The organism is Pseudomonas fluorescens group sp. PF-69 (genome assembly GCF_054481235.1).
In genome coordinates, this window is the sequence record NZ_JBTMNC010000001.1 from 6,315,945 (window position 1) to 6,342,104 (window position 26,160).

Annotated in this window: 26 protein-coding genes and 1 pseudogene; 14 read left to right on the forward strand and 13 right to left on the reverse strand. The window is 59.5% G+C overall.

Annotation, left to right across the window (positions count from 1 at the left end):
• Nucleotides 1-115: 115 nt before the first annotated feature.
• Complete coding sequence (locus ACX3YF_RS29440; protein ID WP_275424146.1) at nt 116-2,437, forward strand: hybrid sensor histidine kinase/response regulator; 2,322 nt, start codon at nt 116-118, stop codon at nt 2,435-2,437.
• Here the strand turns inward: ACX3YF_RS29440 and ACX3YF_RS29445 are convergent.
• From ACX3YF_RS29445 to msrB, 3 genes are all read right to left on the reverse strand, one after another.
• On the reverse strand, nt 2,421-2,882 hold the full coding sequence (locus ACX3YF_RS29445; protein ID WP_448646118.1) for a MarR family winged helix-turn-helix transcriptional regulator: 462 nt from the start codon (nt 2,880-2,882) through the stop codon (nt 2,421-2,423). The two genes, ACX3YF_RS29440 and ACX3YF_RS29445, sit on opposite strands and share 17 nt — an antisense overlap.
• A complete protein-coding gene (locus ACX3YF_RS29450; protein WP_103405332.1) occupies nt 2,879-3,364 on the reverse strand; it encodes a glutathione peroxidase in 486 nt (161 codons plus the stop codon). The genes ACX3YF_RS29445 and ACX3YF_RS29450 overlap by 4 nt, the downstream gene beginning before the upstream one ends.
• Before the next feature lie 153 nt (nt 3,365-3,517).
• Nucleotides 3,518-3,913, reverse strand: coding sequence for a peptide-methionine (R)-S-oxide reductase MsrB (gene msrB / locus ACX3YF_RS29455; RefSeq protein WP_130211405.1), 396 nt, complete (start codon nt 3,911-3,913; stop codon nt 3,518-3,520).
• 224 nt (nt 3,914-4,137) lie between these two features.
• On the opposite strand from msrB, the gene ACX3YF_RS29460 reads away from it, so the two are divergent.
• Nucleotides 4,138-5,349, forward strand: a complete 1,212-nt coding sequence (locus ACX3YF_RS29460) for a pyridoxal phosphate-dependent aminotransferase (RefSeq protein WP_047538412.1) — start codon at nt 4,138-4,140, stop codon at nt 5,347-5,349.
• A gap of 316 nt (nt 5,350-5,665) precedes the next feature.
• The gene (htpX, locus tag ACX3YF_RS29465) at nt 5,666-6,556 is read left to right on the forward strand and encodes a protease HtpX (protein ID WP_047527200.1); all 891 of its coding nucleotides are present in this window, start codon (nt 5,666-5,668) and stop codon (nt 6,554-6,556) included.
• Between the two features lie 60 nt (nt 6,557-6,616).
• On the opposite strand, the gene ACX3YF_RS29470 is transcribed toward htpX, so the two are convergent.
• Nucleotides 6,617-7,273 (reverse strand): thiopurine S-methyltransferase, encoded by a 657-nt coding sequence (locus tag ACX3YF_RS29470; RefSeq protein WP_090468085.1) that lies wholly within the window; start codon nt 7,271-7,273, stop codon nt 6,617-6,619.
• A 103-nt stretch (nt 7,274-7,376) separates the two neighbouring features.
• Here ACX3YF_RS29470 and ACX3YF_RS29475 point away from each other — a divergent pair, with 103 nt between their 5' ends.
• A complete protein-coding gene (locus ACX3YF_RS29475) occupies nt 7,377-8,144 on the forward strand; it encodes a DODA-type extradiol aromatic ring-opening family dioxygenase (protein WP_130211512.1) in 768 nt (255 codons plus the stop codon).
• A 92-nt stretch (nt 8,145-8,236) separates the two neighbouring features.
• Here ACX3YF_RS29475 and ACX3YF_RS29480 read toward each other — a convergent pair.
• Nucleotides 8,237-9,944, reverse strand: a pseudogene (locus ACX3YF_RS29480) (DEAD/DEAH box helicase).
• Nucleotides 9,945-10,330: 386 nt separating this feature from the next.
• Between ACX3YF_RS29480 and ACX3YF_RS29485 the strand changes: the two are divergent.
• A complete protein-coding gene (locus ACX3YF_RS29485) occupies nt 10,331-11,122 on the forward strand; it encodes a crotonase/enoyl-CoA hydratase family protein (protein ID WP_130211510.1) in 792 nt (263 codons plus the stop codon).
• 66 nt (nt 11,123-11,188) lie between these two features.
• Here ACX3YF_RS29485 and ACX3YF_RS29490 read toward each other — a convergent pair whose 3' ends face one another.
• Nucleotides 11,189-11,944 (reverse strand): spermidine synthase, encoded by a 756-nt coding sequence (locus ACX3YF_RS29490; RefSeq protein WP_288097981.1) that lies wholly within the window; start codon nt 11,942-11,944, stop codon nt 11,189-11,191.
• Between the two features lie 150 nt (nt 11,945-12,094).
• Here ACX3YF_RS29490 and ACX3YF_RS29495 point away from each other — a divergent pair, with 150 nt between their 5' ends.
• Nucleotides 12,095-13,441 carry a class II 3-deoxy-7-phosphoheptulonate synthase gene (locus ACX3YF_RS29495; protein ID WP_090318089.1) on the forward strand — a complete coding sequence of 449 codons (1,347 nt, stop codon included), beginning with the start codon at nt 12,095-12,097 and terminating at the stop codon, nt 13,439-13,441.
• Between the two features lie 113 nt (nt 13,442-13,554).
• Here ACX3YF_RS29495 and ACX3YF_RS29500 read toward each other — a convergent pair whose 3' ends face one another.
• Complete coding sequence (locus ACX3YF_RS29500) at nt 13,555-14,784, reverse strand: winged helix-turn-helix domain-containing protein (RefSeq protein ID WP_458974739.1); 1,230 nt, start codon at nt 14,782-14,784, stop codon at nt 13,555-13,557.
• A gap of 64 nt (nt 14,785-14,848) precedes the next feature.
• On the reverse strand, nt 14,849-15,064 hold the full coding sequence (locus ACX3YF_RS29505) for a DUF1127 domain-containing protein (protein ID WP_090318083.1): 216 nt from the start codon (nt 15,062-15,064) through the stop codon (nt 14,849-14,851).
• Nucleotides 15,065-15,159: 95 nt separating this feature from the next.
• Between ACX3YF_RS29505 and ACX3YF_RS29510 the strand changes: the two genes are divergently transcribed.
• Complete coding sequence (locus ACX3YF_RS29510; RefSeq protein WP_454837931.1) at nt 15,160-16,014, forward strand: LysR substrate-binding domain-containing protein; 855 nt, start codon at nt 15,160-15,162, stop codon at nt 16,012-16,014.
• On the opposite strand, the gene ACX3YF_RS29515 is transcribed toward ACX3YF_RS29510, so the two are convergent.
• Nucleotides 16,004-16,753 (reverse strand): sulfite exporter TauE/SafE family protein, encoded by a 750-nt coding sequence (locus ACX3YF_RS29515; RefSeq protein WP_458974740.1) that lies wholly within the window; start codon nt 16,751-16,753, stop codon nt 16,004-16,006. The genes ACX3YF_RS29510 and ACX3YF_RS29515 overlap by 11 nt on opposite strands.
• 111 nt (nt 16,754-16,864) lie before the next feature.
• On the opposite strand from ACX3YF_RS29515, the gene ACX3YF_RS29520 reads away from it, so the two are divergent.
• The 5 genes from ACX3YF_RS29520 (at nt 16,865) to ACX3YF_RS29540 (ending at nt 21,684) form a co-directional block, all read left to right on the forward strand.
• The gene (locus tag ACX3YF_RS29520) at nt 16,865-17,821 is read left to right on the forward strand and encodes a LysR family transcriptional regulator (RefSeq protein WP_130211505.1); all 957 of its coding nucleotides are present in this window, start codon (nt 16,865-16,867) and stop codon (nt 17,819-17,821) included.
• A 68-nt stretch (nt 17,822-17,889) separates the two neighbouring features.
• The gene (locus ACX3YF_RS29525) at nt 17,890-18,354 is read left to right on the forward strand and encodes a MarR family winged helix-turn-helix transcriptional regulator (protein WP_458974741.1); all 465 of its coding nucleotides are present in this window, start codon (nt 17,890-17,892) and stop codon (nt 18,352-18,354) included.
• A gap of 363 nt (nt 18,355-18,717) precedes the next feature.
• Entirely contained in the window at nt 18,718-19,137 is a 420-nt protein-coding gene (locus ACX3YF_RS29530; RefSeq protein ID WP_458974742.1) for an organic hydroperoxide resistance protein, read from the forward strand.
• 34 nt (nt 19,138-19,171) lie between these two features.
• Nucleotides 19,172-20,182 carry an alpha/beta hydrolase gene (locus ACX3YF_RS29535; RefSeq protein ID WP_458974743.1) on the forward strand — a complete coding sequence of 337 codons (1,011 nt, stop codon included), beginning with the start codon at nt 19,172-19,174 and terminating at the stop codon, nt 20,180-20,182.
• Nucleotides 20,183-20,352: 170 nt separating this feature from the next.
• Entirely contained in the window at nt 20,353-21,684 is a 1,332-nt protein-coding gene (locus ACX3YF_RS29540; RefSeq protein WP_458974744.1) for an IS4 family transposase, read from the forward strand.
• A 47-nt stretch (nt 21,685-21,731) separates the two neighbouring features.
• Here the strand turns inward: ACX3YF_RS29540 and efp are convergent, their stop codons facing one another.
• Nucleotides 21,732-22,301, reverse strand: a complete 570-nt coding sequence (gene efp, locus ACX3YF_RS29545; protein WP_008057003.1) for an elongation factor P — start codon at nt 22,299-22,301, stop codon at nt 21,732-21,734.
• 48 nt (nt 22,302-22,349) lie between these two features.
• Nucleotides 22,350-23,492, reverse strand: a complete 1,143-nt coding sequence (gene earP / locus ACX3YF_RS29550) for an elongation factor P maturation arginine rhamnosyltransferase EarP (protein ID WP_130210843.1) — start codon at nt 23,490-23,492, stop codon at nt 22,350-22,352.
• A 123-nt stretch (nt 23,493-23,615) separates the two neighbouring features.
• Between earP and ACX3YF_RS29555 the strand changes: the two genes are divergently transcribed.
• Entirely contained in the window at nt 23,616-24,026 is a 411-nt protein-coding gene (locus ACX3YF_RS29555) for a hypothetical protein (protein WP_130210844.1), read from the forward strand.
• Between the two features lie 2 nt (nt 24,027-24,028).
• Nucleotides 24,029-24,511, forward strand: coding sequence for a GreA/GreB family elongation factor (locus ACX3YF_RS29560; protein ID WP_130210846.1), 483 nt, complete (start codon nt 24,029-24,031; stop codon nt 24,509-24,511).
• Nucleotides 24,512-24,524: 13 nt separating this feature from the next.
• Here the strand turns inward: ACX3YF_RS29560 and cysB are convergent, their stop codons facing one another.
• The gene (gene cysB, locus ACX3YF_RS29565; RefSeq protein WP_007899921.1) at nt 24,525-25,499 is read right to left on the reverse strand and encodes an HTH-type transcriptional regulator CysB; all 975 of its coding nucleotides are present in this window, start codon (nt 25,497-25,499) and stop codon (nt 24,525-24,527) included.
• Nucleotides 25,500-25,612: 113 nt separating this feature from the next.
• Complete coding sequence (locus tag ACX3YF_RS29570) at nt 25,613-26,116, reverse strand: universal stress protein (RefSeq protein WP_047527168.1); 504 nt, start codon at nt 26,114-26,116, stop codon at nt 25,613-25,615.
• Nucleotides 26,117-26,160: the final 44 nt, after the last annotated feature.

Below are 26,160 nucleotides of genomic sequence, written 5' to 3' on the forward strand. Positions count from 1 at the left end.
ATGGCAGGCGACGAGCCGCTAGCCCTGTGTGCAAGGGCTCGCCAGGCACATCGGAATCCATGCATGATCGACTATGCTTGAGCAGCGAAGGGAAACGGAAGTGGTTCAACACCCCATGGACATTAAATTCACCAACCGACTGTCTTACAAACAAGCGCGGCTTACCGTGCTGGTCGGGTTCATTCTGGGCATGCTGCTCAGCCTGCTGCAAATAGGCATCGATTATGCCAGTGAAGACGCTTCCATCAACCGCGAAATACAGTCTTTACTGGAAATCAGCCACAACCCCGCGTCCCGCATCGCCTATAACATTGATGCCGAACTGGCTCAGGAACTGACACTGGGCCTGCTGCGCTCACCCGCGATCATTGGCGCGAAACTGACGGACAACAACGGCAACGTGCTGGCCAACGTCAAACGCCCGGGCCTGCAAAGCGGCTATCGGGTGCTCAGCGACTTCCTGTTTGGTGCCGATCGCCAGTTCGAAGACCGCTTGTATCTGGATCACTTGCCGAACGAATCCCTGGGCACGCTGCAACTGGACGTCGACACTTACTCCTTCGGCTACCGTTTCCTGCGTCGGGCCGAGGTGACCCTGCTTAATGGCTTCGCCCGTAGTCTGATCCTGTCGGGCATCCTGCTGGCGCTGTTCTACGTGATGCTGACCAAACCATTGGTGCGCCTGATCCACGAACTCAGTGGCCGCGATTCGCGCAGTATGGAGCCGACGTCACTGGAATGTCCGGCGGGGCACGCCGACGATGAAATCGGCGTACTGGTGAAAGTGGCCAACCAGCAGTTTGAAAATGTCGCCACCGAAATCCAGCAGCGGCGCAACGCCGAAAACCGCCTGACCGACTATCTCGGTCAATTGGAAAACATCGTCTCGGCCCGCACGGCGGAACTCAAGGCGATCAATGCGCGGCTCAGCCAGTCCAACCAGGAACTGGAGACCGCTCGCAGCACTGCCCTGGACATGGCTGAAGCACGCTCGGCGTTCCTGGCCAACATGAGTCATGAAATTCGCACGCCCCTCAATGGCCTGCTGGGAATGATCGCGCTGTCCCTCGACGGCCCGCTGAATCCCGAGCAGCAGCAACAACTGTCCATTGCCCATGACTCGGGCAAGGTTCTGGTGGAGTTGCTCAACGATATCCTTGATCTGTCGAAGTTCGATGCCGGTCAGTTGGAACTCGAACACATCCCGTTCGACCTCGCCTCGCTGATCGAAGACACCGCCAACCTGCTGTCGCAGAACGCCGCGCCGAGTGTCGAACTGACCTGCCTGATCGAACCGCAGTTTCCGGCGCTGGTGCTCGGCGATCCGACCCGGGTCCGGCAAATCGTCAGCAACCTGCTGTCCAATGCACTCAAATTCACCCGGTTCGGTCGGGTCGATGTGCGTCTGTCTACCTTTGACGACGGCGTCAGAATCGAGGTCTGCGATACGGGCATCGGTATCCCGCAGGACGCACAGGTCAAGATTTTCCAGCCCTTCACTCAAGCCGGTGCCGGCATCACCCGGCAATTTGGCGGCACCGGGCTGGGGCTGGCCCTGACCTACAACCTCTGCGAAGCCATGCAGGGCCGCCTCACCATCAGTTCGGAAGCGGGTTTCGGCAGCCAGTTCTGCGCAGAATTGCCACTCCCCCGTCACACCCGGGCACTCGCCATCCCGGCGCTGCAAGGCAGAGTGGTTGCAATCACTGCGGCCAGCAGCGGTTTGGCGGAATTGCTCGGCAGCTTGTTGCCAGGATGGGGGCTTGAATATCATCAGTGCGCCATCGATGCCCCTTTGACCGGATTGGCGCCCGACGTGCTGATTACCGATTGCCCCGAATGCCTGTTCAACCTGCGTCCCACTTTCACCGCGCCAATTTTGCTGGTGACCGCTTACGGCAGTTTCATGCCCAGCGACCAGGTCAGCGCCCTCGCCCCCCTGCAACAACAGGCACGCCCCTTGGCACGCAACGCACTGCACCAGACCTTACGGCGAATCCTTCAACCGGATACCAGCATCGTCAATGCCCCCCCTATCGACACCCATTCACCGCAACGACGCGGACGGGTGCTGCTGGTTGAGGACAACCCGGTCAACCAACTGGTGGCCAAGGGCATGCTCGGGAAACTCGGCTGCGATGTCACCGTCGCTGCGCACGGTGCCGAGGCGCTGGATCAGCTGGAGTACAAGGAATTCGATCTGGTGCTGATGGACTGCAACATGCCGGTGATGGATGGCTATGAAGCCAGCCGGCAAATCCGCCGCAGCGGACGCTGGCCACAACTTCCCATCGTCGCCCTGACCGCCAACGCCATGTCCGAGGAACGCGAACGATGTCGTGCTGCCGGTATGAGCGACTACCTGGCCAAACCCTTCAGCCGTGAAGAACTGGCTGCCCTGCTCGACGTGTGGATCCCCCTTACGACAGAGTCTTGATTTGCCCCAACAGATGGTCGAGGCCATCGCGCAGCTGATTCAATCGATCCAGATCCACACCGCTGTCGCAAAGCAGGCGAGCCTTCAGTGGCCCGACCCGATCGCGCAGCGCCAGACCGATTGGCGACAGGCTCAGGTGCACCTCACGCTCATCCCGCGCCGAGCGTTGACGCTGCACAAGTTGCAACTGCTCCAGACGCTTGAGCAGTGGAGTCAGCGTGCCCGAATCCAGGGCCAGGCGTTCGCCCAGCGCCTTGACCGTCGGCTGTTCGGGTGCTTTTTCCTGCCACTCCCACAACACCAGCATGACCAGGTATTGCGGATAAGTCAGACCCAACTGATCGAGCATCGGCTTGTAAGCACGAATCACAGCACGGGAAGCGGCGTATAGCTTGAAGCAGAGCTGGTTGTCGAGATTCAGCGAATCGACTGACAAGCTGTTCATTTGAGCAAGGCTTCAATCTCGCGGCTCAGGTCCTGCGGCTTGGTCGCCGGGGCGAAACGCTTGACCAACTGGCCGTCCTTGCCGATCAGGAATTTGGTGAAATTCCACTTGATGCCCTGGGAGCCGAGCACGCCCGGCGCGCGCTTTTTCAACTGGACGAACAGTGGGTGAGCGCCGGCGCCGTTGACGTCGATTTTCTTGAACAGCGGGAAACTCACACCGTAGTTGAGCTCGCAGAACTCGCTGATCGCTCCTTCGCTGCCCGGCTCCTGTTTGCCAAATTGGTTGCAGGGAAAGCCCAGCACGACCAGGCCTTGATCCTTGTAGGTCTGCCACAGCTCCTCAAGGCCTTTGTATTGAGGCGTGAAACCGCACTTGCTCGCGGTATTGACCACCAGCACGGCTTTACCGGCGAAATCCGCCAGGGTCTTTTGCTCGCCCTTGATGGTGGTGCAAGGGATGCTCAGCAGGTTATCGCTCATGTTTGAGGTACCGATTGAAGGGAAGTAACCATAAAGTAACGAGCAATTGAATTGCGTGCAATTTAATTAATCAATCGACTCTGCTCATTCGGTGGAACCCGAACCTGCAGGCGCTGGCTTGTCAGCACCTGCAGGGCATCCCTACACCCCGGATCAGTCTCGAGGGACGAGGTCCAGGCACACCGAATTGATGCAGTAACGCAGGCCGGTCGGTGGCGGGCCATCTGGAAATACGTGTCCCAGGTGCGCATCGCATTTGGCGCAGACCACTTCAGTGCGGATCATGCCGTGGCTGACATCGCGAATCTCGATCATGGCGCTGTCGGCGATCGGTTCGTAGAAACTTGGCCAGCCGCAACCGGAGTCAAACTTGGTCCTGGAGTCGAACAGCGGCTCGTTGCAGCAGATGCAGTGGTAGACACCGTCGGTTTTGGTGTCGTTGTACTTGCCGGAGAACGGGCGCTCGGTGCCCTTGAGCCGGCATACGTTGTACTGCTCCGGATCGAGCATGGCTTTCCATTCTTCCAGGGTTTTTTCCAACTTTTCCATCGTCACACCTCAGCAGCTGAAAAAGCCCGATCTGTATCTTTTCCACGGATCGGGCGGCACGTATGATTGCGCCTCGTCAAACGCCAGTCTGGCAGCCAGACCACGCGCATTCAAACGGATTTATGGGTGCTGCCTCTCAAGGCTTCGGACCTGTGATTACGCAGGATTCCCAGTACGGTTGGTCATTCGCCGCCTGGATCGTTCATTTTCGGGAACACATCGCCATGCAGGTCAGCAAATCGAACAAGCTCGCCAACGTCTGCTACGACATTCGCGGCCCAGTGCTCAAGCACGCCAAACGCCTGGAAGAGGAAGGCCATCGCATCCTCAAGCTGAACATCGGCAACCCGGCGCCCTTTGGTTTCGAAGCGCCGGACGAAATCCTCCAGGACGTCATCCGCAACCTGCCCACCGCCCAGGGTTACAGCGACTCCAAAGGCCTGTTCAGCGCACGCAAGGCCGTCATGCAGTACTACCAACAGAAGCAGGTGGAAGGTGTCGGCATTGAAGACATCTACCTGGGCAACGGCGTTTCCGAACTGATCGTGATGTCGATGCAGGCCCTGCTCAACAATGGTGACGAAGTGCTGGTCCCGGCGCCGGACTACCCGCTGTGGACCGCCGCGGTCAGCCTGTCGGGCGGAAGCCCGGTGCACTATCTGTGCGACGAGCAGGCCAACTGGTGGCCGGACCTGGCCGATATCAAGGCCAAGATCACCCCGAATACCAAGGCGCTGGTGATCATCAACCCGAACAACCCCACCGGTGCGGTGTATTCGAAAGAAGTGCTGCTGGGCATGCTGGAACTGGCCCGCCAGCATAATCTGGTGGTGTTCTCCGACGAGATCTACGACAAGATCCTGTACGACGACGCCGTGCACATCTGCACGGCATCCCTGGCACCAGACTTGCTGTGCCTGACCTTCAACGGTCTGTCCAAGTCCTATCGGGTGGCCGGCTTCCGTTCCGGCTGGATCGCCATATCCGGCCCCAAACACCATGCCCAGAGCTACATCGAAGGCATCGATATGCTGGCCAACATGCGCCTGTGCGCCAACGTGCCGAGCCAGCATGCGATCCAGACCGCACTGGGGGGATATCAGAGCATCAACGATCTGGTGTTGCCGCCAGGACGCCTGTTGGAGCAGCGCAATCGCACCTGGGAACTGCTCAACGACATTCCGGGCGTGAGCTGCGTCAAGCCGATGGGCGCGCTGTATGCGTTCCCGCGTATCGATCCGAAAGTCTGCCCGATTCACAACGACGAGAAATTCGTCCTCGACCTGCTGCTCTCCGAGAAGCTGCTGGTGGTGCAAGGCACGGCCTTCAACTGGCCATGGCCGGACCATTTCCGCGTAGTCACCCTGCCGCGCGTGGATGATCTGGACATGGCCATCGGGCGCATTGGCAACTTCCTGAAGTCCTATCGCCAATAAGCGGATTTTCACCGTGCGACGCCCTGACGGGTCGCACGGTGATTCATTCAGCAACATATGTTTGCGTCTTGCGGCTCACCGACGCCTCAACTCCACACCTGTACCCACTTGCCGGCCTACGACTAGCGGCGACGGGGCTCGGGGCGTCCAATGGCCTACAAACTCTTCCTGCCGAAACCTCGGAAATGCCCTTCAAGCAGCTAAGCTGTTGCCGTAAGACACAGTTTGAAATAGTCACTTGGTTGAATACCCCGGTGCAGCACCTTATATACCCCGCAGTACGCTACATCTTTAGCAAAAGGAGATATCTACAACCATGATGCGCATCCTGCTGTTTTTGGCCACTAACCTGGCGGTCGTGCTGATTGCCAGCATCACCCTGAGCCTTTTCGGCTTCAACGGGTTCATGGCGGCCAACGGGGTTGATCTCAACCTCAATCAGCTGCTGATTTTCTGTGCGGTCTTTGGTTTCGCCGGTTCCCTGTTCTCGCTGTTCATCTCCAAGTGGATGGCGAAGATGAGCACCAGCACCCAGATCATTACCCAGCCACGCACCCGTCACGAGCAATGGCTACTGCAAACGGTCGAGCAATTGTCCCGCGAAGCCGGGATCAAGATGCCCGAAGTCGGGATTTTCCCAGCCTACGAAGCGAACGCCTTCGCCACCGGCTGGAACAAGAACGACGCTCTGGTCGCAGTCAGCCAGGGTTTGCTCGAACGATTCTCGCCCGATGAAGTGAAAGCCGTACTGGCCCACGAAATCGGCCACGTGGCCAATGGCGACATGGTCACGCTGGCACTGATCCAGGGCGTGGTGAACACCTTCGTAATGTTCTTCGCACGGATCATCGGTAACTTCGTCGACAAGGTGATCTTCAAAAACGAAGAAGGTCAAGGCATCGCCTACTACGTGGCGACCATCTTCGCCGAACTGGTGCTGGGTATCCTCGCCAGCGCCATCGTCATGTGGTTCTCGCGCAAACGCGAGTTCCGCGCCGACGAAGCCGGTGCACAACTTGCCGGTACGGCTGCGATGATCGGCGCCCTGCAACGCTTGCGTGCGGAACAGGGGCTGCCAGTGCACATGCCGGACACCCTGAACGCTTTCGGCATCAACGGTGGCATCAAACAGGGCTTCGCCCGCATGTTCATGAGCCACCCGCCGCTGGAAGAGCGCATCGATGCTCTGGCTCGTCGCCGGGGCTAAGCGACTCCGTGGCAAACAAGAAGGCCCGCAGTGATGCAGGCCTTTTTTTAGTTCTTCGGATTACCGGGTGGACACCCTATACACCCGCTCCTCAAGCCGGGTAACCCCCGCCTCCAGAAATTTCCCGCTCTCGCTCAGCACATCCTGATCTTCCAGGATTTTTAGCGACCATGCCTGGCCAAACAATCGCTGCACTTCGTCATCCAGCACGGCAAACGGTGGGCCGTCCATTTGAGCCTGGTCATAATCGAGGGTGATCAAAAGCCCATGGCAATCCTTGGGCAGGATCCGCTTCAAATGCGTGGCATATTGCTCGCGCATTGATGGCGGTAGCGCAATCAATGCGGCCCGGTCATAAAGCGCAGAGCAATCAGCCACATCGCCAGCTGTCAGCTCGAAGAAGTCACCGCACCAAAGCTCGATGGAGCCTGCGCGATAAACCTTGAACGGCCCCTGCTCGCTCACCGCGGGGTCAAAGTGATGCTCGCTGAAAAAGTCCTCGATGGCTTTTTCCGATAGTTCGACGCCCAGAACCTCGTGCCCCTGATGAGCGAGCCACAACACATCCAGACTCTTCCCACACAAGGGCACCAGAACGCGACTGCCCTCTTCCAGGCCCAACGCTGGCCAGAACCGTTGAAGATAAGGATTCACTTGCGGCAAGTGAAAGCCGATCTGATTCGACGCCCACTTCTTGTGCCAAAACTCCGGCTGCATAGGTAACCCCAAAAATTCGATCAAAACACCCTAAAACTTATATTAGATTTAGATCAATGATCTGACTGAAGATGGTGCCATCTTAACTCTCCGGAGCTCGTTCATGTTCCCCAGCCTGTACATATCCCATGGTTCCCCGATGCTTGCCCTGGAACCCGGCGCCAGCGGGCCTGCCCTGGCTCGCCTGGCGGCCGAGTTGCCGAAACCCAAAGCCATCGTGATTGTTTCCGCGCACTGGGAAAGCAATGAACTGTTGGTCAGCGGCAATCCACGACCTGATACCTGGCATGATTTCGGCGGTTTCCCTAAAGCCTTGTTTGAAGTCGAGTACCCGGCACCCGGCGATCCACAGCTGGCAGCCGAGGTCGTCGAACTGTTGAAGGCCAGTAATCTTCCCGCCCGCATCGATTCCAACCGACCTTTCGATCATGGTGTCTGGGTTCCGTTGTCACTGATGTATCCGCAGGCGGACATCCCGATTGTTCAGGTTTCACTGCCAACCCGTGGCGGTCCTGCCCTGCAGGCCCACGTCGGACAGGCGCTGAACAGCCTGCGCCAGCACGGCGTACTGCTGATCGGCTCCGGCAGCATCACCCATAACCTGCGGGAACTGGATTGGCATGCCGGCCCTGAGAGCGTGGAGCCGTGGGCACAGGCGTTCCGGGACTGGATGGTCGAGAAGCTTGCGGCCAACGACGAAGCGGCCCTGAACGATTATCGCCAACTGGCACCCAATGCCGTGCGCAATCATCCCAGCGATGAACACCTGCTGCCGCTGTACTTTGCCCGCGCGGCCGGGGGGGATTTCAGCATCGCCCACCAAGGATTCACTATGGGGGCACTGGGCATGGACATCTATCGTTTCGGCTGACCGGCACACCAAGCCGCCCCGCCATCCGGACAAAAAAAATCCCCGAACCAGTCGGGGATTTTTTATGTGAGATCAATCAGCCCGAAAGCGGATCAATCTTCGCGGTAGCGACGCAGCTTCAACTGCTTACCGGCAACGCGAGTGTCCTTCAGCTTGGTCAGCAGACGCTCCAGACCATCTTCCGGCAGCTCAACGAGGCTGAAGCTGTCACGCACCTGGATGCGACCGATGGCTTCACGAGCCAGGCCACCTTCATTGAGGATGGCGCCCAGCAGGTTCTTGGCAGCGATGCCATCACGCGCGCCCAGCGCGGTACGGCAACGAGCACGACCTTCGGCCAGAGGCATTGGTGCGCGACGCTCGCGGTCACCACGCTCAGGACGATCACCGGAACGCTCTGGACGATCGCCACGCGGTGCGTTGTTCGGCACCAGTGGACGCTCTTTCTCGATAGCGGCCAGGTTCAGCGCTTGACCGTTGGTAGCCTTGCGCAGCAGGGCTGCGGCCAGGGCACGCGGGCTGCAACCGATATCGGCAGTCAGGCGATCCAGCAGTTCACCATGGGTCGATTCAGCTTCAGCCACCAGCGGCGACAGGCTGTTGGTCAGTTTCTTGATGCGCGCATCCAGAACGGCTTGAGCGTCCGGCAGGCGAACTTCAGCAACTTTCTGACCGGTGACACGCTCGATGACCTGGAGCATGCGGCGCTCACGTGGAGTCACCAGCAACAGTGCACGACCTTCGCGACCGGCACGGCCGGTACGGCCGATACGGTGAACGTAGGACTCTGGATCGTACGGCATGTCAACGTTGAATACGTGAGTGATGCGCGGAACGTCCAGGCCACGAGCAGCAACGTCGGTCGCCACAACGATGTCCAGACGGCCATCCTTGAGGGAGTCGATCACGCGCTCACGCTGGTTCTGGGCAATGTCACCGTTCAGCGCAGCGGCTTTGTAGCCTTTGGCTTCCAGGGCGCTGGCCAGGTCCAGGGTCGCTTGCTTGGTACGCACGAACATGATCAGCGCGTCGAAATCTTCCACTTCCAGCAGGCTCAATACAGCCGAGGTCTTCTGGTCAGCGTGAACCAACAGGTGAGCCTGTTCGATCGCGGTAACGGTCTGGGTCTTGCTCTGGATCTTCACGTGCTTCGGATCGCGCAGGTGGCGCTCAGCGATGGCACGGATCGATTGTGGCAAGGTGGCCGAGAACAATACGGTCTGACGGGTTTCCGGCATGGCCTTGAAGATAACTTCCAGGTCGTCCATGAAGCCCAGTTTGAGCATTTCGTCGGCTTCGTCGAGAACCAGGTGGTTCACGGTGGCCAGTACTTTTTCGTCGCGACGCAGGTGGTCGCACAGACGGCCCGGAGTGGCGACAACGATCTGTGCGCCATTACGGATTGCTTTCAATTGTGGGCCCATCGGCGCGCCGCCGTAGACAGCCACAACAGTCACGCCCGGCATTTGCTTGGCGTAGGTTTCGAAAGCGGTTGCAACTTGTAGCGCCAACTCACGAGTTGGGGCCAGGATCAGAGCTTGCGGCTCGCGCTTGGACGGATCAATGCGGTGCAGGATAGGCAGGGCAAAGGCAGCGGTTTTACCGGTACCGGTTTGCGCCTGACCAATCATATCGTGACCGGCGAGGATGATCGGGATCGACTGCTGCTGAATGGCCGAAGGCTCTTCATAGCCGGTAGCGACTACTGCAGCGACAATATTGGGATGAAGTTCAAGAGCGGCGAAGCCGCCGATTTCCTGGGTCATGGGTCTGCCTCTAAGTGCATCCGCAAAGACCCATGCTCCAAAGCTGCGCATGCCGTGTTGAGACTCAAGAGTCGCCCTGGCAGCTTTGTCGGCGGGGATTTGCGAAAACGAATGAATGAAAAGAATCGTCAAGGAAGAGTCCGCGATGCGGACGTGCAGCCGAAGCTGACTTCGGGGAATTGCTCTACCTAAACGCGGCCCGGCTAAAGGCCGGCGCGCACTATACCGGAATTTGCTGAAAAAGGGAGCTTTTTTTATCGCAAAACTCCTGCGTACGGCGTTCTGTCACAGGCTTTGCGGATAATCATGCGAGCGTCTATTTTTCAAAGGCCCGGCCCCGCGGGCGATGGCGCTAAAACGGTTCATCTTGAACAGGCAGACCGTCGGTCTGACTGCCCTTCCCGCCCGAGGAAATGCACCATGAAAGAGCTCAACACCAGCCGCGTGAGCCGCGAAAAACGTGGTCATGTCCTGATGATCGGCCTGGATCGGGTCGCCAAACGCAACGCCTTCGATCTCGACCTGCTCAACGAATTGAGCCTGGCGTACGGCGAGTTCGAGGCTGACAGCGAAGCGCGGGTGGCGGTGGTCTTCGGTCATGGCGAGCATTTCACCGCCGGACTGGACCTGGTCAATGCCAGCGCCACGTTGACGGAAGGCTGGCAGGCACCGCCCGGCGGCTGTGATCCATGGGGCGTGTTCGCCGGTCCGAGGGTCAACAAACCGGTGATTGTCGCCGCGCAGGGCTACTGCCTGACGATCGGCATCGAGTTGATGCTGGCCGCCGATATCAACCTGTGCGCCAGCAATACCCGTTTTGCGCAAATGGAAGTGCAGCGCGGCATTTTCCCCTTCGGGGGCGCCACCCTGCGCCTGCATCAAGTCGCCGGCTGGGGCAACGCGATGCGCTGGATGCTGACCGGGGATGAGTTCGATGCCCATGATGCCTTGCATCTGGGGCTGGTGCAGGAAGTCATGGCCAGCGAGGATTTGCTGCCACGGGCAATCGAGCTGGCCGAGCGAATTGCCCGGCAGGCGCCACTCGGGGTTCAGGCGACGTTGATGTCGGCCCGGCAGGCGCGTTATGAAGGGGAAACGGTGGCCGCGCAAGGGTTGCCGGCGCTGGTGAAGAAGCTGATGAGCAGCGAGGATGCCCGGGAGGGTGTGCGGTCGCTGGTGGAGCGGCGGCCCGGAGTCTTCAAAGGCATGTGAAATGTGTGTTGGCCTCCATGGCCTCATCGCAGGCAAGCCCACGATGAGGTCCGGTCGAGCAACAAATCAGCTCGCCGGCCGAATTGCCTTGATCAACGACTGCAACGAATACCCCAACCGTGGCGCCAGCCCTTCGGCCCGAGCGATCAGGCCGTCCATGTCCAGTTGCTGATCCAGCTCCGAAGGCACGATCAGGATCACATTGCCCTCCTTCACCGGCAATTCCCAGTAATGCCGGTGGTAGAGCCCGCGCAGCAACGCGGCACCCAATGGCTTGCCATCATCGGTAGCCCATTGATTGATCACCAGCCAGCCGCCCGGATTCAGGCGTTTCTGGCAGTTTTCCAGGAACGACCAGGCCAGGTGCCCGACTCCGGGACCGACATCGGTATACAGGTCGACAAAAATCAGGTCCGCCGGCTCCGCGGTGTCGAGCAGGTCCAGCGCATCACCCACGCGAATGTACAGACGCGGATCGTCATCCAGCCCAAGGTATTCGATGGCCAGGCGCGGCACGTCAGGGCGCAGCTCGATGGCTTCGACATCCTCCAGCGGCAGGAACTTGAGGCACGCCTGGGTCAGCGTCCCGGCACCGAGGCCCAGAAACAATGCACTTTCCGGCTGCTCGTGGCACAGCGCACCAATCAGCATCGCCCTGGTGTAGTCGTACTCGAGCCAGCTCGGATCGGCCGTGAAGACGCAGCTTTGTTCGATGGCATCACCGAATTCGAGAAAGCGGTAATCGGCCACTTCCAGCACGCGAATCACGCCAAATTCGTCCTGCACCTCGGCGAGCAGATGCTCGACGCGCTCCTCAGTCATTTCGTCTCCTGATCGTCACCGGACCCGGCAACGCAATAACACCGCGAACAGGCTGCGGCAAAGGCGCGATTGTCCGCGAAGCGACGGGAACAGGTCACGCACTAATTGCTGATAACATAGCTGTCCGAGCGTAAAACATTAGAGACTGCGATGAGCCAACCCTGGAGCCCTGACAGCTGGCGCGCCCTGCCGATCCAGCAACAACCCCAATACCCCGACGCGGCGCATTTGCTGCAAGTCGAGCAAACACTGGCCAGCTACCCGCCGCTGGTGTTTGCCGGTGAAGCCCGGGAGTTGCGCCGTCAGTTTGCCGAAGTGACCCAGGGCCGGGCGTTTCTGTTGCAGGGCGGCGACTGCGCCGAAAGCTTCGCCGAGTTCTCCGCCGCGAAAATCCGCGACACCTTCAAGGTGCTGCTGCAAATGGCGATTGTCATGACCTTTGCCGCCGGCTGCCCGGTGGTCAAAGTCGGGCGCATGGCCGGGCAATTCGCCAAGCCGCGCTCGGCCAACGACGAAACCATCGATGGCGTGACCCTGCCCGCCTACCGTGGCGACATCGTCAACGGCATCGGTTTCGATGAAAAAAGCCGCGTACCGGACCCGGAGCGCCTGCTGCAGTCCTACCACCAGTCCACCGCCACCCTGAACCTGCTGCGCGCCTTCGCCCAGGGCGGGTTTGCCGATCTGCATCAGGTACACAAGTGGAACCTGGACTTCATCGCCAACTCGGCCCTGGCGGAAAAATACAGCCACCTGGCCGACCGCATCGATGAAACCCTGGCCTTCATGCGCGCCTGCGGCATGGACAGTTCGCCGCAACTGCGCGAGACCAGTTTCTTTACCGCGCACGAAGCGCTGCTGCTGAACTACGAAGAAGCCTTCGTTCGTCGCGACAGCCTGACCAACGACTACTACGACTGCTCGGCGCACATGCTGTGGATCGGCGATCGCACCCGTCAGCTCGACGGTGCCCATGTCGAGTTCCTGCGCGGGGTGAACAACCCGATCGGGGTCAAGGTCGGCCCGAGCATGAACCCTGAAGACCTGATTCGCCTGATCGACGTGCTCAACCCGGACAATGATCCAGGCCGCCTGAACCTGATCGCGCGCATGGGCGCGAACAAGGTCGGCGATCACTTGCCGCAGCTCATCCGCGCCGTACAGCGTGAAGGCAAGCAAGTGCTGTGGAGTTGCGACCCGATGCACGGCAACACCATCAAGGCCAGCAGCGGCTACAAGACCCGTGACTTCGCGCAGATTCTTGGCGAGGTGAAGCAGTTCTTCCAGGTTCACGAAGCCGAGGGCAGCTACGCCGGCGGCATCCACATCGAGATGACCGGGCAGAACGTCACTGAATGCATAGGCGGCGCGCGGCCGATTACCGAAGATGGGTTGTCGGATCGATACCACACCCATTGCGACCCGCGGATGAATGCCGATCAGTCGCTGGAATTGGCGTTTTTGATTGCCGAGACGTTGAAGCAGGTTCGGCGCTAACTCGCATCGCCCCCCATCGCTGGCAAGCCAGCTCCCACAGGAATTACGTCGTTGGGCAATAATGTGCACGACGCAACATCTGTAGGAGCTGGCTTGCCAGCGATGCCCTCAGATCAAACCCCGCAAATGCTCGCCAATGCCACCCGCAACCTGTCCGCACTCGCCCGCGGGCAATTCAACTGAACCTGCGCCAGCCCCAACCAATCCGCCATCTGTCGCAGATTAGCCGCCAACGCCAGCATCCCTTCGTCGTCCAGCCCCGGTTGTTCCTCATGCACCGCGTGCACTGCCAATCGACCGACCGCCCGTTCGGCGCGCAGATCAACCCGCGCGGCAATCCGCTCGTTGTGCAGGAACGGCAAGACGTAATAGCCGTAGACCCGCTTGTCCTGCGGCGTATAGATCTCCAGCCGATAGCGAAAGTCGAACAGGCGTTCGGTGCGACTGCGTTCCCAGATCAGTGAATCGAAAGGTGAAAGCAAGGCACTGGCCTCGACCTTGCGCGGCACCTTGGGCTCCGGCAGGCAATAGGCCAACTGGCGCCAGCCCTGGACTTCGCAGGTGAGCAATTCACCGGCCTCGACCAACTCCGCAAGACGTGGACGGCTGTCAGCGGGATTCAGGCGAAAGTAGTCGCGCAGATCCTTTTCCGTGCCGACGCCCAACGCCGTCATGGCATGCAACAGCAATCCGCGCTGGGCTTGTGCCTCATCAACCCGTGGCTGCGCAAGAATCGCCGAGGGGATCACCCGCTCCGGCAAATCATAAAGCCGTTCGAACCCACGCCGGCCGGCCACGGTCACTTCACCGGTGGCGAACAACCATTCCAGTGCATGCTTTTCCGCACTCCAGTCCCACCATGGGCCCGCCCGCTCCTGGCGGGTCGACAGACTGCCGGCCCCCAGAGCGCCCTGCGCCTCGACGGAGGCCAGCACCCGGCGAATAACGTCCTGCTGCTCACGACCAAAACGCGCCAGCTGTTGATAAATGTCTTCGCCACGACTCGCACGCTGCATGCGCCAGCGCATCAACGGGTACATCGACAGGGGCAGTAAAGAGGCCTCGTGGCCCCAGTATTCGAACAATGTTCGACGCCGGCCCTGACTCCAGGCAGCCTGGTCGAGCACGTCGCAAGAGTAGTGTCCAAGGCGGGAAAACAGCGGAAGGTAGTGCGAACGCACCAAGGCATTGACCGAGTCGATCTGCAGAATGCCCAGTCGTTCGATCAGGCGGTTGAGCTGAAACGGCTTGATCGTCGCTGGCGGCTGACGCCCGTTGAACCCTTGGGCGGCCAGCGCCAGACGCCGAGCCTGTTTGAGGGTAAAGGACAACGTTGCGGGCATGAGCATCTCCTTGTCTGCTCGCAACCTACCTCACCGGTAAGTGGTTTGTGTAGCGTGGCACTCATCATTTATGCATCGGGTCATTCCAGAACGGCTTGACCGACTCGAACTCGACATCCGCACGGCTCATGCCGATGTCTTTCAGCGCTTCATCACTCAGGCTCGCCAGCAGTTCGCGTTCCTTGTGCAGTTCGTACCAGCGACTGAATTTGTGCAGCAGATCGGATACCAGGTGGATCGAGTGTTTTTCTACCGCTGGGTATTCATGTTGACCTTTCATCTTGTTGCCCTCCGTTTGGATAGCTCCAGTCTCGCGCCGGGACTAAGATCAATCCAACGAATGTTTCTGATGTCACATATCTCGGAGATTGATGAATGTCCGCCTACCCGAGTATCGACACCGAAGTACTGCGCACCTTCGTCGCCATCGCCGATCAGGGCGGCTTTACCCGTGCCGGAGAATTGGTCAACCGCACCCAGTCGGCCGTGAGCATGCAGATGAAGCGGCTGGAAGAAGATGTATTGCAGCGCCAGCTGTTCCAGCGCGACGGCCGGCAGGTTCGGCTGACGGCGGAAGGCCAGGTATTGCTCGGGTATGCCCGGCGCATCCTCAAGCTGCACAGCGAAGTCTTCAACACCTTGCGCGAACCGCACATGGTCGGCACCGTACGGATCGGTACACCGGACGACTATGTGATGCGTTTTCTGCCGGGGATTCTGCGCCGGTTTGCCCAGTCCTATCCGCTGATCCAGATCGAAGTGCACTGCGAGTCGTCCAAGCAATTGCTGATGCGCCAGGACCTCGACTTGTCTATCGTGACCCGCGAACCGGGTAGTGAAATCGGTCAGCTACTGCGCAAGGAACGCTTCGTCTGGGCCGAAGCCCAGTGTTTCAGTGCCCACGAACAAACCCCGTTGCCGCTGGCGATGTTCAACAGTGACTGCTTCTGCCGCCTGTGGGCCTGCAATGCCCTCGATGCCATGGGCCGCGATTATCGCGTGGCGTACAACAGCGATAGCTTGTCGGCGATCATGGCGGTGGTCAGCGCCGGCCTGGCAGTGACTGCGCAACTGGAAAGCTTGATCACGGCGGACATGCGCATCCTCGGTGAGGCCGAAGACCTGCCGATCCTGCCCGAGGCCAGCATCATGCTGGTGCGCAACCTGCACAACCCGTCACCGATCACCGAATGCCTGGCCGACCACATCGTCGAAGGCTTCAAACCTTAAAGGCGAGCATCACCGCGCAGCACACCAGGAAGCCGCAGAACAATCCGCGCAGCAACCGCTCGGGCATGGCGTGGGCGATCCTCACCCCCCAACTGATGCTCATCAGGCCACCGATCGCCAGTGGCACGCCAATCATCCAGTGCACTTGATGGTGTACGGCATAGGTGACCAGCGTGACGCCGGTGCTGGGCAGTGCCAGCGCCAGCGACAAGCCCTGCGCCACCACTTGAGTCGTACCGAACAGACTGGTCAATACCGGCGTGGCCACGACCGCCCCGCCCACGCCAAACAACCCGCCCATGGTCCCGGACGCCGCGCCGAGCACACCCAGCCAGGGCCATGAATAATTCATCTGCGCCGAGGCCGGCGCGCTGGCGGTGAACATGCGCACCAGGTTGTAGGCCGACAGGGCGACCAGAAACGCGACAAAGCCGATCCGCATGGTTTGCGCATCAATGCCCACGGCCCAGATCGAACCGATCCAGGCGAAACAGAACCCCATCGAAGCCAGCGGCAACGCGTGGCGCAACTCAATGCGGTTGCGTTGGTGGTAACGCCACAGTGCCAGCATCACATTCGGCACGACCATGACCAACGCCGTCCCTTGGGCAATCTGCTGATCCAGACCGCACAACACACCCAGCAAGGGAATGGCAATCAAGCCTCCGCCGATGCCGAAAATCCCGCCAAGGGTTCCCAGGGCTGCGCCGAAAACCAGATACATCAGAAACTCAATCACAGCAGTTTTTCCCTTTAGGTGAAGCGGTTCATCCTACGCAGTTGGGTCTGGCTCGGAAACGCACAGCAACGCACAATGGCTATGCCAATTTCGCACAGGCATTGACCACGCATGAATCCCAATCAATTGACCGATCAACTGGGCCTGTTCCTGGACGTGCTGGAAACCGGCAGCTTTTCCGCAGCATCTCGCCGTCATCCGCTGACGCCTTCGGCGGTGGCCCGGCGCATCGATAGCCTGGAAAGCGCCGTCGGCAGTCAGCTATTCATTCGCAGCACCCACGCGGTGCGCGCCACGCCGGCGGGGCTGGCCTTTGCAGAGCGCGCACGGCGGATCGTCGCTGAGTTACGCCTGGCCAGGGCGGAAGCCGTGTCCCTCAGCAGCGCGCCGGAAGGTCTGATTCGGGTCGATGCGCCGGCCGCGTTCGGTCGTCGGCATCTGGCGCCGGTGATCGCCGATTTCTTGATGCTTTACCCCGGCCTCGATGTGCAGCTGCATCTGATTGACAGTTTTGTCGACATGCAGGGCTTGAACCTGGGCAAGGTCGATCTGGTACTGCGCGCCGGGCTGATGGCCGACACCCGGCTGGTGGCCACGCCGCTGGCGAGCATGATGCGCATCGCCTGCGCCAGTCCCGACTATTTGCAGCGCCGGGGCGTACCCACCGATCCGGCTCAGCTGATTGATCATGACGGCCTCGATTGGGATGGCCTGGCTCCCCCCTTCGCCTGGCGATTCGAGCGAGACGGTCAAATGCAATTGCACCGCCCTTCGCGGGTGCGCATGAGCGCCAACAATGCCGAGGCGCTGGTCTGCGGCGCACTGGCCGGATTGGGTATCGCACATTTGCCAACCTGGCTGGCCAGTGAATACCTGCTGCGCGGCGAACTGTTGCCATTGTTCTGCGAAAACGGTCTGCCGAAACCCGAGAGCTCCGGAATCTATGCCTTGCGCCTGGAACAACAACCCAATTCCCGCAGCCGCTTGCTGCTGGAATACCTGAAAAGCCGTTTCAGCCCGATACCGCCGTGGGACCTGGTGCTGCAAACCCACTTGGGCCGCCACTAGTCGAGAATTGTCTGGCGCATTAAAGATTCGCCCGCTAGATTCTGAAGATCACTGATCAAGGCTTTGACATGACCACCGAGCGCGACACCCCGGATACCTGCGACGACCTGCTGCTGGACAATCAGGCCTGCTTCGCCCTTCACTCCACTTCGCTGATGATGACCAAGGTCTACAAGCCTCTGTTGCAGGCGTTGGGCCTGACCTATCCGCAGTACCTGGCGATGTTGGTGCTGTGGGAACAGGACGGTTTGACCGTAGGCGAAATCAGCGCACGCTTGCTGACCGATCCTGGTTCGCTCACGCCGCTGCTCAAACGCCTGGAGACTGAAGGCCTGCTCAGTCGCACCCGCAGCCGTGAAGATGAGCGCGTGGTGATCGTCGAACTCACCGCCAAGGGCCGCGCCTTGCGCGACCAGGCCCGTGACATCCCACAATGCATCCTCGGCGCAAGCGGCATGACGCTGGAGCGCCTGCAAAAACTGCAGGCGGAGTTGCAAGCGCTGCGTCATCACCTGCAAGAAAGCCTGATTTAAAGCAGCATCACCCGTTTGTGGAAACCTGAATCCTGTGGGAGCGGGGCTTGCCCGGCTTTGCGGTACCTCAGCGCCATTGATATCGACTGACAGGACGCTATCGCCGGCAGGCCCCGCTCCCACAAGAATCGCCTGCGTATTTGAAATCCCGGCCGCATAAATTTTTTTGCGACCCCGCCTTTCCCCTCCCGCGCCTCTAAATCAAGCCTTCCAGCCAATTCGGTCGCATCGACGCGATCTCTGAATAGATTTTTCTTAAAAATTTATCTTGCGCGCTAAATATTGGCGCGATACATTCATTTCGCACTTACTTAGCGCGCAAATATTTAGCGCAAACAAACCAACCCGAACGAGGCTTTCACCATGCAAACTCTCTACACCGCAATCGCAACTTCCACCGGTGGCCGTGACGGTCGTGCGGTTTCCAGCGACAACATCCTCGACGTCAAACTCGCCACCCCGAAAGAACTCGGCGGTGCCGGCGGCGCAGCCACCAACCCTGAGCAACTGTTTGCAGCCGGCTACTCCGCCTGCTTCATCGGCGCTCTGAAATTCGTCGCCAGCCAGACCAAACGCAGCATCCCGAACGACGCATCGATCACCGCCCACGTCGGTATCGGTCAGATCCCCGGTGGCTTCGGTCTGGACATCGACCTGTACATCAGCCTGCCGGGCCTTGAACAAGCCGACGCGCAATCCCTGGTCGACGCGGCCCACCAAGTCTGCCCGTACTCCAACGCCACCCGAGGCAACGTTGATGTGCGTCTGCACGTCACCGTCTAACCGCTGATTGCCCAGGCCCGAACAGGAAATGAACATGAACACTTTCAGCAAAGTCTTGACCGGTACCCTTCTCGCCCTGTCCATCCAGAGCGCATTTGCCGGCGACGTTGAACACAACACCCAGGCATTCCTCGATGTGCTCAATGCCGGCACCGGCAAACCGATCGAGCAACTGACACCTGCCGAAGCGCGTGCCGTATTGGTGGGTGCGCAGGCCGGGGTGAAGCTGACGCTGCCAAAAGCCGATGTCAGCCAGAAGACGATTCAGGTCGACGGCCAGCCGCTGAGCCTGACCATCGTCCGGCCGGCCGGGGTCAAGGGCGAGCTGCCGGTGTTCATGTTCTTCCACGGTGGTGGCTGGGTACTGGGTGACTTCCCGACCCACGAACGACTGGTGCGTGACCTGGTTGTCGGTTCGGGTGCGGCGGCGGTGTTCGTCAACTACACCCCGTCACCGGAAGCGCATTATCCGGTGGCGATCAACCAGGCTTACGCCGCAACCCAGTGGGTGGCCGAGCACGGTAAAGAGATCCATGTCGACGGCAAACGCCTGGCCGTGGCCGGCAATAGCGTCGGCGGCAACATGGCGGCCGTGGTCGCACTGATGGCCAAAGACAAGGGCACACCGGCGATCAAGTTCCAGGTGCTGCTGTGGCCGGTGACCGACGCCAACTTCGAGACGGGCTCGTACAACCAGTTCGCCGAGGGGCACTTCCTCAGCAAAAACATGATGAAGTGGTTCTGGGACAACTACACCACCGACGCGAATCAACGTAACGAGATCTACGCCTCGCCGCTGCGGGCCACCACTGCGCAACTCAAGGGCCTGCCACCCGCCCTGGTGCAGACCGCCAGCGCCGATGTACTGCGCGATGAAGGCGAAGCCTATGCGCACAAACTCGACGAAGCCGGCGTGCCGGTGACCTCGGTTCGTTACAACGGCATGATCCACGACTACGGCTTGCTTAACGTGGTCAGTCAGGTGCCAGCGGTGCGTTCGGCGATGTTGCAGGCTTCGCAAGAACTCAAAGAGCACCTGAAATAAAAAACCAGTGGGAGCGAGCAGGCTCGCTCCCACATGGGTTAGCGTTGAGCCTTAAACTGCAGACACAAAAAAGCCCGACTCAATGGTCGTAATGCTGTTCACTTAAGCATTTGAGTCAAAGCCGGGCTTCCTAGAAAATCCGATGCCAGACCTCTGGCATCGGATTTTTTATGTCTGTTCAACAGGACTTGCTCGACCTCGGCGACCTTTTCAACTTCTGTGACTTGAGCACTTTCACTCAAAATATTCCCATCGAGTGGGTCGCGTCTGCGCTGGATTTGTCCAGCCAGGCCACTATCCGGCGGCGTCGCTTGCCTGCCGAGCAAGTGCTCTGGCTGGTGCTCGGAATGGCATTGTTTCGCGACGAACCTGTTCATGAAGTCGCCCGGCGTTTGAACATCTGCGCCCAAGGTCTGGCTTCTGACCATCTGTTGGCCCGTAGCGGTGTGACCGAGGCCCGCAAGCGGCTTGGGGCCGACCCGGTTGAGTGGTTGTTTCGCAAAACTGGCACTCAATGGGGCGCGCAGCGCTATCCCGATGATGCCTGGCAGGACTTGCAAGTATTTGCGGTCGATGGTGCGCTTCTGCGCACGCCGGATACACCTGAGTTGCGAGACCATTTCGGTTCTGGAAACACCTCGACCGACCGCCAGACTCCCTTTCCCATGCTGCGCCTGGTGGCGCTGATGAATGTGCGTTCGCACCTGATCCTGGATGCACAACTTAGCCCTTACCGACGCAGCGAAATGCGTCTGGCCGATGAGTTTTTGCAGAAGATTCCCGACCACTCCGTGACGCTGTTCGATAAGGGATTCTGGAGCGCCGATCTCATGCTCAGCCTGAGCGGCGACGGCAATCACCGCCACTGGCTGATTCCGGCAAAAAAGGGATTGGTTTGCGAGGAGGTAGCCCGTTACAACCACAACGATCGTTTGGTGCGTATGAAAGTGTCGCCGCAAGCCAGAAAGCGAAATCCGACTCTTCCTACACACTGGGAGGCGCGTGAAGTCAGTTATGAAATTCAAGGCAAAGTAAAAACAGTCATGACATCGTTGCCGGCCAAGACCTACAGCACAAAGGCCGTTGCCACGTTGTATCAAGAACGCTGGGAAATCGAATTGGGCTTCAGGGATATCAAAAGCTCAATGCAGCAGAACGCAGTGACCTTGCGCAGCAAAAAAGTCGACCTGATCTACCAGGAAGTATGGGGGCTGTTGCTGGCTTACAACGTGATTCGCCGGGAGGCGAGTCAGGCAGCAGTGGCGTTTGGCCGAGCGCCGTCGGACATCCGATTCAAGCCGGCTTGCCAGTACATCGCCGTGCAGTTGATCGTGATGGCTGCGGCCAATCCCGTTTCGGCGACGGGTAGACGGTTAGCAGAACTAAGAAAAGGCGTTGCCGGGCTGTTTCTGGATCACCGCCCCAGGCCTTCGAGGCCAAGGACGGTGAAGATTTCAAAGACCCGGTTTCCAGTGGACCGTAAGGCTGCTCCGCTTAAGTGAACAGCATTAGACTCAATGGTCGGGCTTTTTCATTCCTGAAGCTGTGCTTATTTGGCACGGCCTTTGTAGGAACCGCCTTCGCGGGTATCGATCTCGATCATGTCGCCGATTTCGATGAAGTCAGCAACCGACAGCTCGGTACCGTTCTTCAGTTTGGCAGGCTTCATCACCTTGCCGGAAGTGTCACCGCGAGCGGAACCTTCGGTGTAGTCAACCTGACGCACGATGGTGGTCGGCAGCTCTACGGAAACCAGACGGCCTTCGAAGAACACGGCTTCGCAAACGTCGGTCATGCCTTCTTCGATGAACGGCAGTACGCTTTCGATGTCTTCAGCGTTCAGCTCGTACATGGTGTAGTCGGTGGTGTCCATGAACGTGTAGGAGTCGCCGCTGATGAAGGACAGGGTCGCTTCTTTGCGGTCGAGGATCACGTCGTCCAGTTTGTCGTCGGCGCTGTAAACGGTCTCGGTCTTGTAACCGGTCAGCAGGTTTTTCAGCTTGGTCTTCATGATCGCGCTGTTACGACCCGACTTGGTGAATTCAGCTTTCTGAACCAGCCAAGGATCGTTGTCGATACGGATCACGGTACCGGGTTTGAGTTCTTTACCAGTTTTCATTGCGAATATCCGAATTTGGATGGGATTTACAAAAATCTAGGCCGCGTATCATATCCAATTTACATAAAACTGTACCAGCGCCGTGGCAAGATCAGCCTGCAAGGCTTGTTCCAGACACCACGCCTGGGCGTGTTTTTCCAGCTCTGGCCAGTGTTTGCGGGTCGATTGCCAGTGGTCGGTCATTATTTCACCGGCGTTCCACGCCCGCCAGAGACCGCTGATCGCCTCGCCAGCCGGCCCGGAAAGGCCCTTCACATAGAGCGCGAGGAAGGCTTCCAGCTTGTCCAGATGGATATCTTCGTCCTGCTGATAGATGTGCCAGAGCATCGGTCGGCCCGCCCACTGCGCGCGGACAAACGAGTCCTCACCGCGCACGGCGTTGAAATCGCAGCTCCACAGCAACGGGTCGTATTGGTCCTGCCGGACGAACGGCAGCACTTGCACGGTCAAGGCGTCGCGTACATGCACGGCACCCGCCGCCAGCCCTTGCACACCGAGCCAACGCTCGACATCGCCGAGAATCCGCCCTTCCGGCACCAACAGATGCGTGGGCGTCACGTCGCCAGCCAGCGCATCGAGCCAACTGGCCAGGCCGGTATTTTCGTAGGCGAACAGCGAGATCAGTTGCGCGCCGGGTGCGCGATCGATCCCCAGCCCTTGAAGGAAAAGTCGCTGCGCTGCCGGACTCTGTTGAAATTGCTCACGCCGCTCAAGAAGATCGCTTTCACGCAGCAAGCCACCGGTGCCCTTGTGGAACCCGGGGAAGAAAAAGAACTTCTGCACCTGCTTGTACTTCACCGACGGCAAGCCATGACAGCCGACGATCCAGTCCTCGGCGCTCAAATAATCGAGGTTCATCCACAGCGGCGTTTTTTCCCGTTCGGCCATCGCCTCCATGTAGGCACCCGGCAACTGGCAGGCGAACGCGGCGATCACCACATCGGCGGCTTCTGTGGGCTGCCAGTCGGCCATCCACTGCCGCACCTCAACACCTTGCTGCCATTGCTGCGAGGCGTGGATGTCGATGTCCGGGCAGAGGCGCTCGAAGGCGCGCAGATCATCGACCCACAACCGCACCGCCTGCGAATGCTCGGCAACCAGTTGCCGGGCCAGGCGCCAGGTCACGCCGATGTCGCCGAAGTTGTCGACGACGGTGCAAAAAATATCCCAGCGGGGTTTCATTTCAGGCATTCCAGGCTCCCGTTGGCAAAAGCCCCGATTGTCCGCATAAATTACCCCGCGCAGAAGAGCCGACGGCGATTAATCTTCGTGCGACAATCGCCACTCGCCCGCGACCACCGCCAGGAGGCAGCCATGCCCTACCGTCCCAACCCGCGCCGCCCTTTGCCGATCCAGCTCAACACCCTGCAATTGAGCGGCAGCATCGCCCTCGGTTTGTGGCTGGGATTCATTGCCATCGCGCTGACCTGCTGGCTTGCTTCACGCTTTTTGTTCAACGAGCAATTGGCGCCCGTGGCCCAGGCCGTGCAGCAACTGGCAAACCCGCCTGCTGCGGCACAACCGGTGCCGGAAATTCCGCCACAGAGCCCGCTGTTCGAGCAATACGAAGAGAACCTGCGCAAGAACGAACAAGCACAACGGCTCGATCAGGCTCGCAGCAGCAGTCGCAACCTGTCGAATCCCAAGTGCCAGTTCTGGCTGCAACAGGACCACACCGCACCGAGCGAAAAAAGTCGCGCCAACGTTTTGCAATTCTGCGATTGACCATGAACAAACAAACTGTCCACCAACTGATTCTCGACAAGTTGCGCATTGATCTCGACATCGCGGAACGCGCCGCGCAGACCGCTTACGAAACTGCGACCCACGAAGAAAACATCGCCGAGAACAAGTACGACACGCTGGGACTGGAGGCGTCCTATCTGGCCGCCGGCCAGGCCAAACGGGTCGAGGAAATCAGGCAGTCACTGGCACTTTGCCAGAACCTGATACTGCGCCCCTATGATGAGCAGCGCGGGATCGAGGTCGGCGCACTGCTCGGCCTTGAAGACGAAAAGGGGCGCGAGCAATGGCTGTTTCTGGCACCTGATGCGGCAGGCCTGAAGGTCGATCTGGTGGGGCAACTGATCACGGTCATCACCCCGCGCTCGCCGCTGGGCAAAAGCCTGCTGGGCAAGTTCGAGGGCGATGAAGTGGAGATTCTGGTGGCGGGTACCCGGCAACAGTTTGCTGTCACCGAAGTGGTCTAGCGGCGCCCACTGATCAATGGACCGGCAGTTCGACGCCGTCGAACAGCTCTTCCAGCTCCTGCTTGTTGTGGCACTGGATGGCCTTGGCCATGACTTCGCGAGTCAGGTGCGGAGCGAACTTCTCGATGAAATCGCACATGAAGCCACGCAGGAAAGTGCCGCGACGGAACCCAATCTTGGTGATGCTGGATTCGAACAGCTCGCTGGCGTCGAGGACCACCAGGTCGCTGTCGAGTTTGGTGTCGACCGCCATTTTCGCCACGATGCCCACGCCCAGCCCGAGGCGGACATAGGTCTTGATCACGTCGGCGTCGGCTGCAGTGAACACCACTTTCGGCGTCAGGCCACGATGGCTGAAGGCTTCGTCGAGCTTCGAACGGCCGGTGAAACCAAACACGTAAGTCACGATCGGGTATTCGGCCAGGGCTTCGAGGGTCAGCTTCGACAGCTTGGTCAGCGGGTGTCCCTGAGGCACGACCACGCAGCGGTTCCAGCGATAGCACGGCATCATTACCAGGTCGCCAAACAGCTCCAGCGCTTCGGTGGCAATGGCGAAATCCACGGTTCCGTCAGCGGCCATTTCGGCGATCTGCATCGGCGAACCCTGGTGCATGTGCAGGGCCACGTCCGGGTATTGCTTGATGAAATTGCTGATCACCGGCGGCAACGCATAACGCGCCTGGGTGTGGGTGGTGGCGATCGACAGGGTGCCTTTCTTCTCGTTGGAGAATTCCTGGGCGATCTGCTTGATGCTTTCGACCTTGCGCAGAATCTCGCCAGCCGTGGTAATGATGCGCTCGCCAGCCGGGGTCACGCGGGTCAGGTGCTTGCCACTGCGGGCGAAGACCTCGACGCCCAATTCGTCTTCCAGCAGTCGGATCTGTTTACTGATGCCCGGTTGCGAGGTGTACAGGCTTTGGGCGGTAGCGGAAACGTTGAGGTCGTGGTGCGCCACTTCCCAGATGTAGCGCAATTGTTGAAGCTTCATATGAATCCCTCAAAGCAGATAGACGCCACGGGCATCAGCGACGTTATATAACTATATTAATGGTTTGAAGAATAAATCTAGAACTTTTTTATCAAACTGCCACTATTGATGCTCTAGCGATCCCCCTGGCGACGGCGCTCCACCAGCGGCACCAGATAGACCGGCACCCGGGACAGTTGCAGGACGCGCGCCGCGGTCCGCCCCAGCGGCGTTTCCGCGCCAGCCCCATGGCTGTGGCTACCTAGGATCAACAAATCCACCGAGAGTTTCTGCGCCTGGTCGAGAATCACCTGCGACGGATCGCCCTGCAGCACCCGCACGGCACGAATCAGCTCCAGATCCTGTGCGCCCTCCCCCCCCAACTCTTCACGAAAACTGTCGAGCACCCGCTGCTCGATATTGGCAATGACCGTGTTCAGGCCCTGACTGTGAAATTCGTTCAACGCTTGCTCATCGAGGTAACTCTGTAGCACCGACTCAGCGAACAGCCCCATGGGTTCAACCGCGTGCACCACGTAGAGATCGGCATTGAAGGTCCGTGCCAATGCCAAGGCATGCTGCATCACTAGCGGTGCGTACAGGCCGAGGTCAGTGGCATACAGCATCGAATGAATCATATGACCTCCTCGAGTGCCAACATGGCGCAGACTTGAATCAGCTT

Coding starts and splice junctions, on each gene's coding strand:
- ACX3YF_RS29500 (WP_458974739.1), bottom strand. CDS start 14,784: ATGCCCGCAACGTTGTCCTTTACCCTCAAACAGGCTCGGCGTCTGGCG.
- ACX3YF_RS29535 (WP_458974743.1), top strand. CDS start 19,172: ATGAACACTTTCAGCAAAGTCTTGACCGGTACCCTTCTCGCCCTGTCC.
- ACX3YF_RS29560 (WP_130210846.1), top strand. CDS start 24,029: ATGAACAAACAAACTGTCCACCAACTGATTCTCGACAAGTTGCGCATT.
- msrB (WP_130211405.1), bottom strand. CDS start 3,913: ATGGAAAAGTTGGAAAAAACCCTGGAAGAATGGAAAGCCATGCTCGAT.
- ACX3YF_RS29445 (WP_448646118.1), bottom strand. CDS start 2,882: ATGAACAGCTTGTCAGTCGATTCGCTGAATCTCGACAACCAGCTCTGC.
- ACX3YF_RS29570 (WP_047527168.1), bottom strand. CDS start 26,116: ATGATTCATTCGATGCTGTATGCCACTGACCTCGGCCTGTACGCACCG.
- ACX3YF_RS29525 (WP_458974741.1), top strand. CDS start 17,890: ATGACCACCGAGCGCGACACCCCGGATACCTGCGACGACCTGCTGCTG.
- ACX3YF_RS29530 (WP_458974742.1), top strand. CDS start 18,718: ATGCAAACTCTCTACACCGCAATCGCAACTTCCACCGGTGGCCGTGAC.
- earP (WP_130210843.1), bottom strand. CDS start 23,492: ATGCCTGAAATGAAACCCCGCTGGGATATTTTTTGCACCGTCGTCGAC.
- ACX3YF_RS29440 (WP_275424146.1), top strand. CDS start 116: ATGGACATTAAATTCACCAACCGACTGTCTTACAAACAAGCGCGGCTT.
- ACX3YF_RS29540 (WP_458974744.1), top strand. CDS start 20,353: ATGTCTGTTCAACAGGACTTGCTCGACCTCGGCGACCTTTTCAACTTC.
- ACX3YF_RS29510 (WP_454837931.1), top strand. CDS start 15,160: ATGTCCGCCTACCCGAGTATCGACACCGAAGTACTGCGCACCTTCGTC.
- ACX3YF_RS29495 (WP_090318089.1), top strand. CDS start 12,095: ATGAGCCAACCCTGGAGCCCTGACAGCTGGCGCGCCCTGCCGATCCAG.
- htpX (WP_047527200.1), top strand. CDS start 5,666: ATGATGCGCATCCTGCTGTTTTTGGCCACTAACCTGGCGGTCGTGCTG.
- ACX3YF_RS29505 (WP_090318083.1), bottom strand. CDS start 15,064: ATGAAAGGTCAACATGAATACCCAGCGGTAGAAAAACACTCGATCCAC.
- ACX3YF_RS29470 (WP_090468085.1), bottom strand. CDS start 7,273: ATGCAGCCGGAGTTTTGGCACAAGAAGTGGGCGTCGAATCAGATCGGC.
- ACX3YF_RS29450 (WP_103405332.1), bottom strand. CDS start 3,364: ATGAGCGATAACCTGCTGAGCATCCCTTGCACCACCATCAAGGGCGAG.
- ACX3YF_RS29520 (WP_130211505.1), top strand. CDS start 16,865: ATGAATCCCAATCAATTGACCGATCAACTGGGCCTGTTCCTGGACGTG.
- ACX3YF_RS29475 (WP_130211512.1), top strand. CDS start 7,377: ATGTTCCCCAGCCTGTACATATCCCATGGTTCCCCGATGCTTGCCCTG.
- ACX3YF_RS29460 (WP_047538412.1), top strand. CDS start 4,138: ATGCAGGTCAGCAAATCGAACAAGCTCGCCAACGTCTGCTACGACATT.
- ACX3YF_RS29555 (WP_130210844.1), top strand. CDS start 23,616: ATGCCCTACCGTCCCAACCCGCGCCGCCCTTTGCCGATCCAGCTCAAC.
- cysB (WP_007899921.1), bottom strand. CDS start 25,499: ATGAAGCTTCAACAATTGCGCTACATCTGGGAAGTGGCGCACCACGAC.
- ACX3YF_RS29485 (WP_130211510.1), top strand. CDS start 10,331: ATGAAAGAGCTCAACACCAGCCGCGTGAGCCGCGAAAAACGTGGTCAT.
- ACX3YF_RS29490 (WP_288097981.1), bottom strand. CDS start 11,944: ATGACTGAGGAGCGCGTCGAGCATCTGCTCGCCGAGGTGCAGGACGAA.
- efp (WP_008057003.1), bottom strand. CDS start 22,301: ATGAAAACTGGTAAAGAACTCAAACCCGGTACCGTGATCCGTATCGAC.